Below are 15,474 nucleotides of genomic sequence, written 5' to 3'. Positions count from 1 at the left end.
TCTGATTTACTGTGAGTGAAATGTCCGATTTTAAAAAGAATTATTTTAAGCATCTTGAAGAAGAAGCCACGGCGATATTGAAAGAAAATCAAAATATTATATCTGCATTTATCAACTTTGCACAATCAAAGAATATTGATTTGACTGAGCACGAATTTAAGTATAGTCAGGTATCAGGAATAACCGTTAACTCAAAAAATTTATTCTTAAAATTTAACGAAGATATTATACCTGACAAAGATGGTTTATTAGATTACAAATATCTCAATTCAAAATTTAAAAAACACGTCTTTAGTGATGGATATTTTTTTGCTGACAATTACATAATTATGGCTGACTATTTATTTAGACGAGCATACTCTCCCCATAATGGTTTTCAACCAAGATTTATTGAAAAATTTTGGAGAATAGATCCTGCGGATTATGATGAAATAAAAATTAGATTGGATGTTGATAATTTAAAAATAGATATACAAGATTCTTCCCTATTAGAACTTGATACTTGGTATGGTGCAACTTTTAATCAAGATGTTGGGAAAATTTCCGATCAAGTAGTTAAACTGAGACCTTCTTATGATTTTGACGATTTTGATATATCTTCATTATTCGGAGGTACTTATTCCGTAGACGTTAAGTGGTCTTCATTACAAAATATTAAAACTTTTCAGGCAGAGGAATTTAAAACAGAAAGTATTAATTTGAAAATTGCTGAAGAATTATACTTCCCAGTTCGCTACGTTCACGCAGAATTTGATATGAATACAAATACTTTCAGACACTTTGATGGTGCATTCCATTTCTACACAGAACAAGAGTATTATCAAAGAAGAGATTCAGATCTCAACTACAATAAAAAGGAATACTCTCAAATTAAATCGAGATCAAAAAAATTATTTAAAATTAATGGTCAAATTTCAACTGAAACTTTTGTAGATCTCACAAGTCATTTTTTCTCAAAAAATCCTCTGATATATGAGTACTTTACCGGTCAATACCCTCAACATATAAAAGATGTTTTAGAGAAAATAAGAAATAATAATTAGTAACACTTGTAAAATATGAAATGTTGGATCTGTCAAATTAACGAAGCAAATTCGGAGGAACATAAATTTAAGGCATCTGATATAAGACGCCAATTTGGTAAATCTTTTGACGCTGTTTATTATGACGGAGAAAAGCTATACCCTTTTAATTCTCCAAAAGATAAACTGATTAAATTCCCAAAAATCATTTGTATTGATTGTAATAACAATAAGACGAGAAATGCTGATGATGCCTACACTATATTTTTTGAGAATATAGACAAAATCAACAATATGATTGAGCAAACAGGACATATCAATTATAACGAGATTTTTCCGAGTAATTGGAAATCTTCAAAAATTGACATACATCGTTATTTTGCAAAGCACGCAGGATGTAAAATAATGACTAGCAATTTTGTCGATCAAGTGGATATTTCTCAGCTTCGATTATTTATATTGGGTAAAGAAAATGTTCCTAATTTTTATGTCAGAATTTTTTTCAACGAGATTACAAAAGAATTTACTGAACAACTTAAAATAAATCCTCGTGATAAATACCGGAGTAATATAGCATTTGGATCAACAATCTATGTTGGAGAAAGTAATGATATTGGTTTTGCAGGGAGCATTATCAATGGTTCGTTACGAATAGAATGGTATTATGGAAATCAAAATCACTTTAATAGAAGTATTGACTTTAGTACAGAATCAGATTTTGTTGAAAAAGTCAATATTGAGGATTACTATCCTAAAGCTTTCACCGATTTTATTAACGAAGACTTTTTTTCATATTTAAATTTTGGAAAATATCATTTGAATGAAGAACTTCTTAAAAACCATTATCGAACTATGTTTAGAAGTCTTACCGTTTAGACAAAATATTTAATATTCTAATTAATAAAAGTAAACTGCCGAATTATATTTTGACTTACTCAAAATAAAATCTGGTACAATTAATTAGATAGTTACCATCGATCATAACTATATAGGTTAAAAATAGTAAAAAGTTATTTCCGAAAATTATTTTTGAGCTTAATGGGCTCAAAAATTTTTCAGAATAACTTTTTAACTTACACAGTTAGTGAAACACTACCTTATTTATCGAATTTTTATTTTATACAAATTATCCCTCTTAAATCCATGAATAAAATTCTCCGAATTATTTTATGAGTTTGTTAAATTTTCACAATGTGCAATCACAACATCAATACCCATTTCTATAAATAGGTTATATTGTTTCTCAGAAATACCTTTATCTGTTATCAAAGTATCCACCTCCGAGATTGAACATATTCTTCCGAATCCTCTTTTGTTGATTTTTGAAGAATCAGCAAGAATATATACCTGATCAGCTGAATTTACCATAATACTGTTCAAATGTGCTTCTGCCGCATTGGAGGTTGAAAGACCGAATTCCGGATCTATTCCATCAACACTTAGAAAAAGCTTGTTGCATGAAAACTGTTTTAAAATTGTTTCTGAAATAGAGCCTACAACAGACGCAGATGATTTCCTTACCTCACCCCCTAACTGGATAACTTCTACAGAAGGCATATTCCCCAATTCTATAGCAACTTTTAGAGAAGATGTAAGAACAGTAAGCTTTCTGAAATTAATCAATACTTTGGCAAATTCATGCAAAGTGGTTCCTGAAGCAATAATGATGAAATCATTATCTTCTACAAATGCTACTGCAGCTTTTGAAATACTTTCTTTTTGAGTTATCTGTACTAACTCTTTCTCATTAATATGTTTATCGAAAGCATAATTAGACTGTTTTCTTGCTCCACCATGAGTTCTATATAACAATCCTTTAGATTCCAGAAATTTCAAATCCTTTCGAATTGTAACTTCCGAAACATTCAGCAACTCAGAAATTTCATTCACTTTAATGAAAGTAGAACCATCAAAAAGGTTTATAATTTTTTCCTGTCTCTCATTTATAGCATTCATATATTAAGGAATTTATAGATAACAAATATGCAAAAAAAAAGCCAGTTGTACAACTTGCTATTCACAGCATTCAAGATTTCAATTCGAAATCAAAAAACAAATTTGAAGTTTCGTTTTATTTCATAAATTTGTTCAGCAAAGCAATACGAAATAAATAATAATTAAAATCAGCAAAAATGAAACGAAAAAATCAAATATCAAAACTTACCGAAACCCAGAACTGGGACGTTATTGTTATTGGTGGTGGAGCAAGCGGGCTGGGAACTGCATTGGATTCAACATTGCGGGGATATAAAACTGTTTTATTTGAAATTAAAGATTTTGCAAAAGGAACATCCAGTCGCAGCACAAAGCTCGTGCATGGCGGAGTACGTTATCTTGCACAAGGAGATATAAAATTAGTGAAAGAAGCATTGAGGGAAAGAGGCCTCTTAGCTAAAAATGCAGCTCATCTTGTAAAAGACCAGTCTTTTGTGATCCCAAATTATTCTTGGTGGGGAGGACCTTTTTATTTCATAGGTCTTACAATATATGATTTTTTAGCAGGAAAGCTGAGTATTGGAAAAACAAAATACCTCAACAAAAAGAATGTCCTACAAAAGTTGCCTGCCATTAAAAGCTCAAACCTTGCCAGTGGAATACTTTATCATGACGGGCAGTTTGACGATTCCAGACTGGCAATAAATCTGGTACAATCAACTGTAGAGAACGGAGGTACTATGATTAACTATATGGGTGTTACGGGGCTATCAAAAGATAATAACGGACAATTGAATGGGGTAATTGTCAAAGATGAATTCACGGGTAAAACCTACCATGTCAAAGGAAAAGTAATCGTGAATGCCACAGGTGTATTTACAGATGACATTCTTAACATGAACAATACAAAGCATAAGAAAATGGTGGTTCCAAGCCAAGGAATTCATCTGGTACTAGACAAATCTTTTTTCCCGGGAGAAGAAGCATTAATGATCCCTAAGACCAGCGATGGAAGGGTTTTGTTTGCAGTACCTTGGCACAACAAAGTTGTTGTAGGCACTACAGATACCTTGATTAAAGACACCAGCTTTGAGCCCCGCGCTCTGGAAAAAGAGATAGAATTTGTATTGGAAACCGCAAGAAACTACCTTGTAAAAGCACCAACCAGAAAAGACGTCCTGTCTGTTTTTGCAGGTTTAAGACCATTAGCCGCTCCCGAAAAAGAGGGACAAAGCACCAAGGAAGTATCCCGAAGCCATAAAATAATGATATCTGATTCAGGACTTGTGACCGTTATTGGCGGAAAATGGACCACATATAGAGAGATGGCGGAAGAAATTGTTGATGAAGCGTCAAAAGTTGCAGACCTGCCAGAAGTAAGTTGTAAAACGCATCATTTTTCTATTCACGGAAATATTCCAGCTTCTCACGCAGATCAGAGCGACCACCTTTACATCTATGGATCTGACATCCCTGAAATAAAAAAACTACAGCAAAGCGATGCTGCACTGAAACAAAAAATACATCCGAAATATGACGCTACTTATGCAGAAGTACTATGGGCAATAGAATGCGAAATGGCGGAAACCCTAGAGGATGTACTGGCCAGAAGAATCCGTTTCTTGTTTACGGATGCCCGTGCAGCCATTGATATTGCAGAAGATGTTGCCCAATTTATGGCGCAGAGATTAGGAAAATCCGAAGAATGGGCAGTACTGGAAACTAAAAATTTTATTGAGCTTGCAAAAGGCTACTTACTGGAAGATTATTCCCCAAAAAAAGAAACTCAAATTATCGTTTAAACTTTAATAGAATCAAATTATGGCACCAGCGGAAAAACTAAACAAACTTATTTTGGCCCTTGACCAAGGGACAACCTCATCAAGAGCCATTCTTTTTAATCAAAATGGAGAAATTGAAGAATTATCGCAGAAATCATTCACCCAAATATTTCCAAAAGGAGGCTGGGTAGAGCACGACCCCAATGAAATATGGTCTTCACAGATATCCGTTGCGGCAGAAGTCATTGCAAAAGCAGGAGTATCAGGTAGAGAAATCGCAGCGATAGGTATTACAAACCAAAGAGAAACCACTGTTGTTTGGGATCGCGAAACATCAGAGCCTATCTACAATGCCATTGTCTGGCAAGACAGAAGAACAGCAAAATACTGTGATGAGCTGAAGCAAAAAGAAGGGTACATAGAAACTATCAAGGAAAAGACTGGACTAATCCTTGATGCCTATTTCTCAGGAACAAAATTGAAATGGATTCTTGATAATGTAGAGGGTGCAAGAGAAAAAGCGGAGCAGGGAAAACTTTGTTTCGGCACTATAGATACTTGGCTGGTTTGGAAATTGACCAGAGGAAAAATGTTCGTCACAGATGTAACCAATGCCTCCAGAACACTACTTCTTAACATCCATACCCAGCAATGGGACGACGACCTGTTACAACTTTTCGATATTCCAAGAGCTATACTCCCTGAAGTTAAGCAAAGTTCCGAGATCTACGGAGAAACATCTACAACACTATTTGCATCAAAAATTCCTATTGCAGGTATTGCTGGCGATCAACAAGCTGCACTTTTCGGACAAATGTGCACCTCGGAAGGGATGGTGAAAAACACTTATGGAACAGGATGTTTTCTTCTGATGAATACAGGAGATAAAGCGGTTTATTCGAAAAATAACCTGCTGACCACTATCGCATGGAAAATCAATGGGAAAGTAACCTATGCACTTGAAGGCTCTGTTTTTGTCGGAGGCGCAGCAATACAATGGCTCAGAGACGGGCTAAAACTCATCAGAACAGCACCTGATATTAGTAATCTCGCCAATCTTGTAAAAGAAACAGAAGGTGTATATTTCGTTCCCGCCTTAACAGGTTTGGGCGCACCTTATTGGGATCCGTATGCTCGTGGCGCTATTGTGGGAATTACCCGAGGAACAACCGATGCGCATATCGCAAGAGCAACCTTGGAAGGTATCGCTTACCAGGTATATGATATTGTAAAAGCAATGGAAGCAGATTCCGGAATGCAGTCCATGGAACTGAGAGTCGATGGTGGTGCTACCGCATCTGACCTATTAATGCAAATACAAGCTGATTTGTTTGGTTTTTCTATTACAAGACCAAAAACATTGGAAACAACAGCTCTTGGAGCGGCATATCTTGCCGGACTTGCTGTTGGATTCTGGGATAATATTGACGATATCAAATCACAATGGAGCGTAGATAAAAAATTTGACCCTAAAATGGAGCGTGAAAAAGCGGACGAAATGATTAAAGGATGGCATAAGGCAGTAGGAAGATCCAAAAACTGGGAAGAATAAAAACAAAAATCTCCAACAAAACTGAGTTATTATTAAACAGCCCATTAAATAACTAAGAAAATTAAACTATTATATCATTATTTATTATGTCAACTATTTTTATTGCAGAGATGATGGGAACGATGTTCCTTATTCTCTTAGGAAACGGGGTCGTAGCCAATATCCTTCTCAAAAAAACAGGAGGTAATGGCGGAGGTATCATTTCCATTACAGCTGCCTGGGGATTTGCAGTATTCGCCGGAGGTTTAGTTGCTGTCAATCTAGGCAGTGCTGGAGAACTAAATCCAGCCACTGTAATTGCAGGCTGGATAAACGGAGCTTATACTACCAGCCAATTATTGCCTTACATCGGAGGCGAATTGACAGGAGCTATGCTAGGAGCATTTTTGGTATGGTTACTATATAAAGACCATTTTGATGAGACATCTGCAGAACCACACTTACAGCTTGCTTGTTTTTCTACATCCCCATCAATCAAGAACACTCCCCTCAATTTCTTTTCTGAAGTATTGGGAACATTTGTTTTGCTCTATGTTGCTATGAGTTTCCAAGGATCTGCCGTAAACTTGGGAAGCACAGGAAGATGGCCAATAACCACACTTATTTGGGCAATCGGATTATCGCTTGGAGGAACAACAGGATACGCCATCAATCCTGCAAGAGACCTCGGTCCGAGAATCATGCATGCCATTTTACCCATAAAAGGAAAAAGTTCCAGTAACTGGAGTTATGCCTGGATACCAATAATAGGACCTGTTACAGGAGCTTTAATATCAATTCTTATATTCAATCTATTACATTAAATCTATTCCATCAAATTTACCATGAAAAAAATATCAACATTGCTGACGAGCTTGTTTGCAATAACACTATTACTGGCACAGACATCTGAAGATAATGGGGCTTCTGCTGAAAATGACAACCTCCACCTTTCTGCGGGGATAAAAACAAACCATTTGTGGAGAGGACTTATTATTACGGACAAACCAATCGTTTCCGGACAACTGTGGTACGACCTCAACAAATCGAAAACATTACAGTTAGGAATCTGGGGTGCATCTGCTATCTCCAATGACAGTGATGACACCCATTACAAAGAAATTAATTATTATATCCAATATGCAGATAAAGGATTTTCTATAGGAATCTGGGATTTGTTCAACTCCAGGAATATCAATGAACTTATTGCATCAGACGATATTTTTAATTACTCTAAGGACAAAACAACGCATATCATTGATTTAAGAACATCTTATCAGTTTCCTGAAAAATTCCCTTTAAGAGTTGAAGCAGATGTCATGCTTTATGGAGGAGCCAATGCAGGAGAAGTAAAATTGAATGAAAATAGCGAATACGACAGCAACAAATATTCCACCTATATAGAGATAAGTTATCCATTGATTTCAAAAGGTTCTGTTAAGCTTAATGGATTTCTGGGTGGAGGTTTTGCTTTCAATCCCGGAAAAAGAAGTCTTGGACAAGGTACTTTTCTATATGGGAACGGCAAAAACGATTTCGATATTGTGAATATCGGATTCTCTGCAAGTAAAAACATCAAAGTTTTTTCTACCCATATTCCATTATCTTTTACCACTATGTGGAATCCTTCCAACAAATATGCAAGAATACAGTTTGCAACGACTTTATTTTGACAAATATTTTTCTTTAAGAAATTAATCCCCAAAAAGCTGTCCGAAATCCCGAACAGCTTTTATTTATTACTAACCATCGTTTATTTTCACTAATCACAAATTGTCTTAATAATAATTTAATAAAAAATTTATGTCATGTCAATCATATTAAGATTTAAAAAAATTTAATATAAAATAGTTGCAACAACAACTATTGTTTAATTAACTTTGTTCAATAAATAATTTTTATATGAAAGCTGAAAAAATATTAACTGAACAAGATCGATACAATCTGCTTACTGGCAATGTACCTATGCTGTTTAATCGTTTTTTGGGTCAGCAATTCAAATTGAATAATATTGGCCTGACCCGGGAACAATGGTCGGTGCTGGTACCGCTATGGAAAGAAGATGGATGTTCACAACAGGCAATAGCAGATTTTACCCACAGGGATAAGCCCAGTATAACCAGACTTATCGACCAATTGGAAAAAGAAGGCTACGTAGAAAGAAGGCCCCACCTTACCGACAGAAGGCAAAACCTGATATATTTAACAAATAAAGGAAAGGAGATAGAGGAAAAAGTAATGTATATTGTTAACAATGTAACCGAAAGGGCAACCAAAGGACTTTCAGAAAATCAAATCATGGAGATAAAAAACTTCTTTCAGCATATTCAAAAAAATATTCAAAACGAAATGGTATGAAAAAAATAACGTTAGCCATTACTTTGATCCTATTCGGCACTATCACAAAAGCACAGATTCTTATAAGTAAGGATTTGGATTACGCTATCGGAAAGGCATTGCAAAAAAACACTGAAATAAGGAATCAAGATCTTGAATTACAAAAATTAGAATTGGAGCGTAAAAGTGTATTGGCCAAATACATACCGAAGATCGAGGCTGCAGGGTTGTATTCCTACATCAGCAGCGATGCAAAATTGGATTTAGCTACCTTGAACTTACCCGTCACAGGATATCCGGTTTTTGCGGGATCTTCCGATTTCAGCACAAATGCGAATATTCTTTATGGAGGTATCACCGCAAAAACAGTACTTTTTAGTGGTGGACAAATCCTGAACGGCGCCAAAGCGCTTAAAGAAAAAAATGTAGGAACAGCCTATATGATGGAAAACCAAAAAGATGAGGTCATAAAAGATATCATAGAGAGTTTTGACCGTCTCAAACTTTTGGAAAGTGCCGAAAAGCTCATCGATGACAGCGAAAAAAGATTGAATAAGGAAAAAGAAAGAGTAGAAAAAGCGATATCGGAAGGATTGGCAATTCCGTATGACCGCGATAAAATCAAACTCTCCACTTTGGAACTGGCATCCAAACATGCAGATGTTGAAAATAAAAGAAAACTTCTGATACTCAAGATAAAACAATCCACCAATCTTACGGATGAAGAAATTCTTAAAACAAATCATCAGTTGGAGCCTATTATTATTTTCGACGACCTGAACACAGCAGAACGAAATGAGCTAAAAGCATTGGAATCTTTCAAAAAAGCATCCGAGTATGCCCTTAAAAAAGAAAAAGGGAGCCTTCTTCCTACAGTGGGGGCTTTTGCGGGATATAGCTACGCTTCATTATATAATGCCAACACAAAAGTGCCTATTGAAGAATTAAATACTACCGCAAATTTGAAACTGAATGAATTGACACTACATCCAAACTGGATGTTGGGCGTAGCAGTGAAATGGGAACTCTTCAGCGGATTTGAACGCAAACATAAAATAGACGAAGCCAAGATAGGACTGGCCCAAGTTGAAAATAAACTGACAGATACCAAAGAAAAAGTAGACCTGCAATTGGAAAAAAACAAGGTAGAATACAATACCATGTTACATCAGGTAGATATCGCGCTCCAAAGGGAGAAAATAGCACAAAATAATAATGAGATAGCATCAAAGCAATACAGATTAGGGCTTATTAACATAACTGAACGCCTGGGAGCGGAAAACGATATATACAAAGAATCCTTAAACAAAGTACAAACCGTGATTGAACAGCGTAATGCTGCCATTGAAGTTTACCGGTCATCGGGAAAATTATCAAACTTTCTTAAAATCCAAAACTAAGCAGAATGAAAAAAATTATTTACATACTCAGCATTGCAGGCATTTTAACTTCTTGTGAGAATAAACCGAAAGTATCACAAACCATCCAGGGAAAGACCGAGCGGGAAGAGATTGCAGTAGTTGGTAAAATAACAGGCAGGATTGATAAAATTCTGGTCAGCGAGGGAGATTTTGTAAAAAAGGGAGATACATTGGCAATATTGGAAATTCCTGAAGTAGACGCAAAAAAATCACAGGCGCAGGGAGCGGTAAAATCTGCCCAGGCCCAATATGATATGAGTGTACACGGTGCCACTGCCAATCAGTTGGCACAGCTCAATGCCAAGAAATCCGCTTTGATAGAGCAATACGAATTTGCAAAAAAATCCCTGGCAAGAATGAATGCCATGGTAAAGGATTCATTGGTTCCGCAACAGCAATATGATGAAGTATTCGCAAAGTATCAGGGGGCCAAATCACAAATGATAGCCGTAGATGCAGAAATTGCCGATGTTAAAAACGGGGTCCGCATTGAACAGCAAACGATGGCATTAGGACAAAAAGACCGTGCACAGGGAGCTTTGGAAGAAGTACAGGTTGCCGAGAAAGAAAGGTATATCATTGCGCCGCAGGATATGAAAATCGAATCTATCACGTTGAAGCTGGGCGAATTGGCATTGCCTGGTTATACGCTTTTCAAAGGTTCCCTCAATGATTCCGTCTATTTTCGTTTTACTATCCCGGAAAGCCAATTGGCAAATTACAAAGAAGGAAAAGAAATTACCATATATATACCATACCAAAATAGAGACATCAAAGGGAAAATCAGAAATATAAAACAAATAGGCGCTTATGCCAATATTGCTACAGCATACCCTGATTATGAAGTACAGGACGCTTTGTATGAATTATTGATAGACCCTGTAAACATCCAACAATCAAACGATGTCCTAAGCAAAACAACAGTAACGCTAAAACCTTAATGATGAAAACATTTCTGAATCTGATAAAACGGGAATTCGGTCTGTTCTGGAGCAACAAGGTCCTCCGAATTTTGTTTATTGGCGCTCCTTTGATGTACGGCATTTTGTTGGGATATGTATACAGCAAAGGAAAGGTGACCGATTTACCAATCATAGTTGTGGATTATGACCAAAGCTCACTCAGCCGGAAAGCAATCGAAATGATGAATGACAACGAAGTTTTGTCTGTTGCAAGGCTGCAGTTTGACGAGACAGACCTCAATCGCCTGATGATTGAGAAAGATGCAACCTGCGTAGTTATTATCCCCAAAGATTTTGAGAAAGATGTGCTTACCAAACGATATCCTGAAGTTACTACCATCATCAATACCGCAAATGTATTGACGGCAAATTATTCTTCATCAGCCCTTCAGCTGGTATTAGGAACACTAAAAGCAGGAGCACAGGTCGAAACCTTACGCAAACAAGGAGTTCCTGAAAATTTGCTGATGAGTCAGTACGAGCCATTTAAGACCACATTTATCAAAAAGAACAACAGAAGCACCAACTATATGTATTTTTTGTGGCCCGGTGTTTTGGCAACTGTGCTTCAGCAGGTATTGTTATTGGCACTGGCACTTTCTTTTGCTTCCGAGTTTGAAAACGGCACTTTCAGATATCTGGTGCACAAAAGCCGTTCTGCATTTATGCTGATACTGGTCAAAATCATTCCTTATCTCGTAATGAGCTTAGGGATATGGCTGATGTATTGGGGTTTCACGAAGTGGTTCAGGATTCCTTTTTATGAAAACATTTTTCCGCTTACCCTTATAGCAGGTGTGTTTGTAATCTCGGTCTGCTTTATAGGAATTTTGGTAAGCATCCTTGTTCCCAACCAGCTCAAAGCTACGGAAATCCTTATGGTCATTGCCACACCAAGCTTTATCTTGTCAGGATTTACCTGGCCGCTCAGCCAAATGCCGGCTTGGGTTCAGTACATTGCAAATGTCATCCCGCTTACACATTTCCTGCCTGCCTTTAGAATACTTATCATAGAAAAAGGCGCTGTAGACCTTACCTATCCTTATGTTATAAAAATGATAATTATAGGTACAGTAAGCGCCATTGCCAGCTATAGCGTTTTATGGTACAAAGTCCGAAAAATTAAAAAGGAATAAACTGTAGTGAGCTAAATCATAAGCCAAAAATTATATCTGCCCATATATATCCAATTAAATAAGGAACTATGAAAGCTTACGAAAGTATTAAAGAAATATTATCTTTTTATCAGGTACACTGTGATGAACCTTACTATATATCTTCAGGAAAACTCATTTTTGAATTCCCAAAAAGACTGTTCCGCATGGATTTTTATGCATTCTGCATCTGTGTTTCCGGTAGTATTGATTTAGAAATTGATAATCACCATTACAATATATCCCAAAACGGATTCCTGATATCTGCTCCGTCAACAATTATAAAATTTGTAAATACCAGCAAAGATTTCCGCATGAAGGTTCTATTCTTTGAAAAGAATTTCCTGCTTAAGAACATTTCTAATCCATTTTTTATCGAGAATCTGTCTCTATTCAATAAAACTACCTTTAATGTAGTTATTTCCAACGAAGCAAGTAGTAAACACTTAATCAATTTGTTGGAATATCTTCAGCAGCAGACCACGAGGAATGGTCGTTTTACAGAAGATATTCTTCGTACTATTATTATTAATATTTTGTTGGAAGTTGCAGTCCTAATTGATGAAGACAGAAAAGACAACGCATATCTAACTCCAAAAGATAATAATAATATTTTTTTTAAATTCAACGAATTGGTAAAAGAAAATATTTTGCTACATAAGGACGTACAATACTATGCAGACAAGCTATTCATTACCAACAAATATCTTATTCTGATTGTAAAAAAAGCTACTGGCAAAACTCCACATCAGATTATTGATGAGGCCTTATTAAAAGAAGCATGCGTTCTGCTCGGCTATCCAGAAAAAAATATCTCTCAGATTGCATTTGAAACAGGCTTTAATTCTACCTCTGCATTCGGTCGTTTTTTTAAAAAGCATGCATTAATCTCTCCCCAAAGGTACCGAAGACAACAACATATATAAAAAAAGAAATTCCGTATATGATTTTCGAATTTAGGGATACTAGGGAATTATGGTATATCAATATCTTTATCATTTAAAAATAACCTTAAAAAAAGTATCATATGAGCAAATCGAACAAACATGCATATTTTGTCGGAGGCGGATTAGCAAGTCTTGCTGGTGCCGTATATCTGTTAGAAGATGGCGAGTTTAAAGGCGAAAACATACACATCATTGAAGCATTACCAATATTGGGAGGAAGCAATGATGGAGCAGGAACTAAAAAAGAAGGGTTTATCTGCCGTGGCGGACGAATGCTTAACGAAGAAACTTACGAGAATTTCTGGGATTTGGCCAACCGTATCCCTTCATTGGAAGTACCAAACATTTCCGTAAAAGACGAAATTCTTGCTTTTGACCATGCAAACCCGACACAGGCAAAAGCAAGACTTATAGATAAGGATGGGAATATCCTTCCTGTTACCAATATGCAGTTCAATACTGGTGACCGTATGAAAATGGTAAAACTGTTCTTTGCTGATGAAAATGATTTAGACAACATTACTATTCGTGATTGGTTTGACGATCATTTTTTTACAACCAACTTTTGGTATATGTGGCAAACCACTTTTGCCTGGCAGGAATGGAGCAGTATTTTTGAATTTCAACGCTATATGAAACGTATGCTGTTGGAATTTTCAAGAATCGAAACACTCGAGGGGGTTACCAGAACACCATACAACCAATATGAATCCGTCATCTTGCCGTTGAAGGCATTTCTGGACCAGCATAAAGTGGACTTTTCATTAAGAAAAACCGTTACCGATTTGGATTTTGCCGATGATGATGGCATTACCGTAACGGAAATAGAATGCATCAATGCAGAAGGAAACACAGAGAAAATAACCGTAAATGAAGGCGATTTGGTATTCTTTACCAACGGATGCATTACAGACAATTCTAATAACGGCGATTATTACACGCCTGCAAAATATTTGCCGTCAAATCCGCCAAGTTTTGCATTATGGCGTAAAATTGCCAACAAGAAACCCGGCACGTTGGGTAACCCAGACCCGTTCTTTACCAAACCGGACGAAACAAAATGGTATTCATTTACGCCAACATTCAAAGGACATAATTTTCTGAAACTTATTGAAGAATACACTGGCAACAAACCGGGCAGCGGAGCTTTGATGACGTTTAAAGATTCATCGTGGCGAATGTCAATTGTGGTGGCTGCACAACCGCATTTCAAAGCGCAAGGCGATGATACTACTATTCTTTGGGGCTACGGATTATATCCAGATGCAGTGGGAGATTATGTGAAAAAACCGATGATTGATTGCACGGGCGAAGAAATTTTGACAGAGTTGATTCATCATTTGCATTTTGAAAAACACGAACAGGAAATAAAAGATAGCGTTATCAATGTTATTCCGTGTATGATGCCTTACATCGATGCTTTGTTTCAGCCAAGAGCTAAAAAAGACCGTCCTGCAGTTGTTCCTGAAGGCAGCACCAACCTAGCAATGATTAGTCAGTTTGTAGAAATACCGGAAGATATGGTTTTCACAGAAGAATATTCGGTTCGTGCAGCACGCATCGCGGTATATACCCTACTTGGTCTCGATAAAAAAGTAACACCAGTAACGGAATACTGGAAAAAACCAGACGTGTTGGCAAAAGCCATTCATACCTCTTACAGAAATTAAACAAAAAAAATTTTGTTAACGACAATATTAGATTGACAATTTAAATTAATACAAAAAATGAAAAAAATCACACTGGCCATTGCACTTTGTGCAACTACTTTCGCTGTAAAGGCGCAAATAACGATTGACCCTGAAATAGGTCTGAATTTTAATAAAATAAAGACAGAGGTAGGCGATAATTCTTCCGAATCCGATGACTCCAAAACGGGGTTCCGTATCGGGGCAGGCGTTAACATCCCTTTGTCACAAGGTTTCTACGTAAAGCCCGGTTTATTTTACAGCAACAAGGGCTCAAAAACCACTACCAGCATCGGAGATTTCAAAACCAGCATGGATTACCTTGAAGTCCCTGTTAATCTCGGATATCAGTATAAAATTGAAGGAGGAAAGTCCGGAGGAATTTTTGCAGAGGTAGGGCCTTACATCGGATTTGGAGTAAGCGGTAAATATAAAGGAGAGAATATCCCAGTAATCGGTTCTCAGGAAACCGACATCAACTTTGGTAGTGGCAGCGATGAAACTAAAGGATTCGATTGGGGATTTAATTTCGGTGCCGGATACGAAACACCTTGGGGAATCTATCTGAAAGGACAATATGGCCTGGGATTAGGTAATCTTTCCAATATAGACAACGTAACATCTTATAACCGTGGATGGAATCTTTCATTAGGATATCGAATCTCTCTTTAATCAATAAAAGAGATTTTGTATAAT

At 36.6% G+C, this 15,474-nt stretch carries 14 protein-coding genes; 13 read left to right on the top strand and 1 reads right to left on the bottom strand.

Annotated elements, in window-relative coordinates; all coding sequences use genetic code 11:
- Positions 1-20 precede the first annotated feature (20 nt).
- On the top strand, positions 21-1,043 hold the full coding sequence (locus QOL71_RS11390) for a hypothetical protein (protein WP_283417037.1): 1,023 nt from the start codon (positions 21-23) through the stop codon (positions 1,041-1,043).
- Between the two features lie 15 nt (positions 1,044-1,058).
- Positions 1,059-1,898 carry a hypothetical protein gene (locus tag QOL71_RS11385; RefSeq protein WP_283417036.1) on the top strand — a complete coding sequence of 280 codons (840 nt, stop codon included), beginning with the start codon at positions 1,059-1,061 and terminating at the stop codon, positions 1,896-1,898.
- A gap of 291 nt (positions 1,899-2,189) precedes the next feature.
- Here QOL71_RS11385 and QOL71_RS11380 read toward each other — a convergent pair whose 3' ends face one another.
- Positions 2,190-2,978, bottom strand: a complete 789-nt coding sequence (locus QOL71_RS11380) for a DeoR/GlpR family DNA-binding transcription regulator (protein WP_283417035.1) — start codon at positions 2,976-2,978, stop codon at positions 2,190-2,192.
- A gap of 176 nt (positions 2,979-3,154) precedes the next feature.
- Between QOL71_RS11380 and QOL71_RS11375 the strand changes: the two genes are divergently transcribed.
- The 11 genes from QOL71_RS11375 (at position 3,155) to QOL71_RS11325 (ending at position 15,450) form a co-directional block, all read left to right on the top strand.
- A complete protein-coding gene (locus tag QOL71_RS11375; RefSeq protein WP_283417034.1) occupies positions 3,155-4,759 on the top strand; it encodes a glycerol-3-phosphate dehydrogenase/oxidase in 1,605 nt (534 codons plus the stop codon).
- 19 nt (positions 4,760-4,778) lie between these two features.
- Positions 4,779-6,290 carry a glycerol kinase GlpK gene (gene glpK, locus QOL71_RS11370; RefSeq protein WP_002978575.1) on the top strand — a complete coding sequence of 504 codons (1,512 nt, stop codon included), beginning with the start codon at positions 4,779-4,781 and terminating at the stop codon, positions 6,288-6,290.
- Between the two features lie 86 nt (positions 6,291-6,376).
- Complete coding sequence (locus QOL71_RS11365; RefSeq protein ID WP_047096316.1) at positions 6,377-7,093, top strand: MIP/aquaporin family protein; 717 nt, start codon at positions 6,377-6,379, stop codon at positions 7,091-7,093.
- 21 nt (positions 7,094-7,114) lie between these two features.
- Positions 7,115-7,942, top strand: coding sequence for a hypothetical protein (locus QOL71_RS11360; protein ID WP_283417033.1), 828 nt, complete (start codon positions 7,115-7,117; stop codon positions 7,940-7,942).
- Between the two features lie 229 nt (positions 7,943-8,171).
- Positions 8,172-8,627, top strand: coding sequence for a MarR family winged helix-turn-helix transcriptional regulator (locus QOL71_RS11355; RefSeq protein ID WP_283417032.1), 456 nt, complete (start codon positions 8,172-8,174; stop codon positions 8,625-8,627).
- A complete protein-coding gene (locus QOL71_RS11350) occupies positions 8,624-10,006 on the top strand; it encodes a TolC family protein (RefSeq protein WP_283417031.1) in 1,383 nt (460 codons plus the stop codon). Before QOL71_RS11355 ends, QOL71_RS11350 begins: the two co-directional genes overlap by 4 nt.
- Before the next feature lie 5 nt (positions 10,007-10,011).
- Positions 10,012-10,968, top strand: a complete 957-nt coding sequence (locus tag QOL71_RS11345; RefSeq protein ID WP_283417030.1) for an HlyD family secretion protein — start codon at positions 10,012-10,014, stop codon at positions 10,966-10,968.
- 2 nt (positions 10,969-10,970) lie between these two features.
- Positions 10,971-12,125, top strand: a complete 1,155-nt coding sequence (locus QOL71_RS11340) for an ABC transporter permease (RefSeq protein WP_283417193.1) — start codon at positions 10,971-10,973, stop codon at positions 12,123-12,125.
- Between the two features lie 68 nt (positions 12,126-12,193).
- Complete coding sequence (locus QOL71_RS11335) at positions 12,194-13,069, top strand: helix-turn-helix domain-containing protein (protein ID WP_283417029.1); 876 nt, start codon at positions 12,194-12,196, stop codon at positions 13,067-13,069.
- Between the two features lie 101 nt (positions 13,070-13,170).
- Positions 13,171-14,760: an oleate hydratase gene (locus QOL71_RS11330; RefSeq protein WP_283417028.1), complete on the top strand. Its 1,590-nt coding sequence runs from the start codon at positions 13,171-13,173 to the stop codon at positions 14,758-14,760.
- Positions 14,761-14,817: 57 nt separating this feature from the next.
- The gene (locus QOL71_RS11325; protein WP_028122568.1) at positions 14,818-15,450 is read left to right on the top strand and encodes a porin family protein; all 633 of its coding nucleotides are present in this window, start codon (positions 14,818-14,820) and stop codon (positions 15,448-15,450) included.
- The last annotated feature ends 24 nt before the right edge of the window (positions 15,451-15,474 follow it).

The sequence above is a fragment of the Epilithonimonas pallida genome, assembly GCF_900182975.1.
GTDB classification, from domain to species: Bacteria; Bacteroidota; Bacteroidia; order Flavobacteriales; family Weeksellaceae; genus Epilithonimonas; species Epilithonimonas pallida.
The sequence above is the reverse complement of the archived record's forward strand: the minus strand, read 5'-3'. Positions and strand labels throughout refer to the sequence as shown.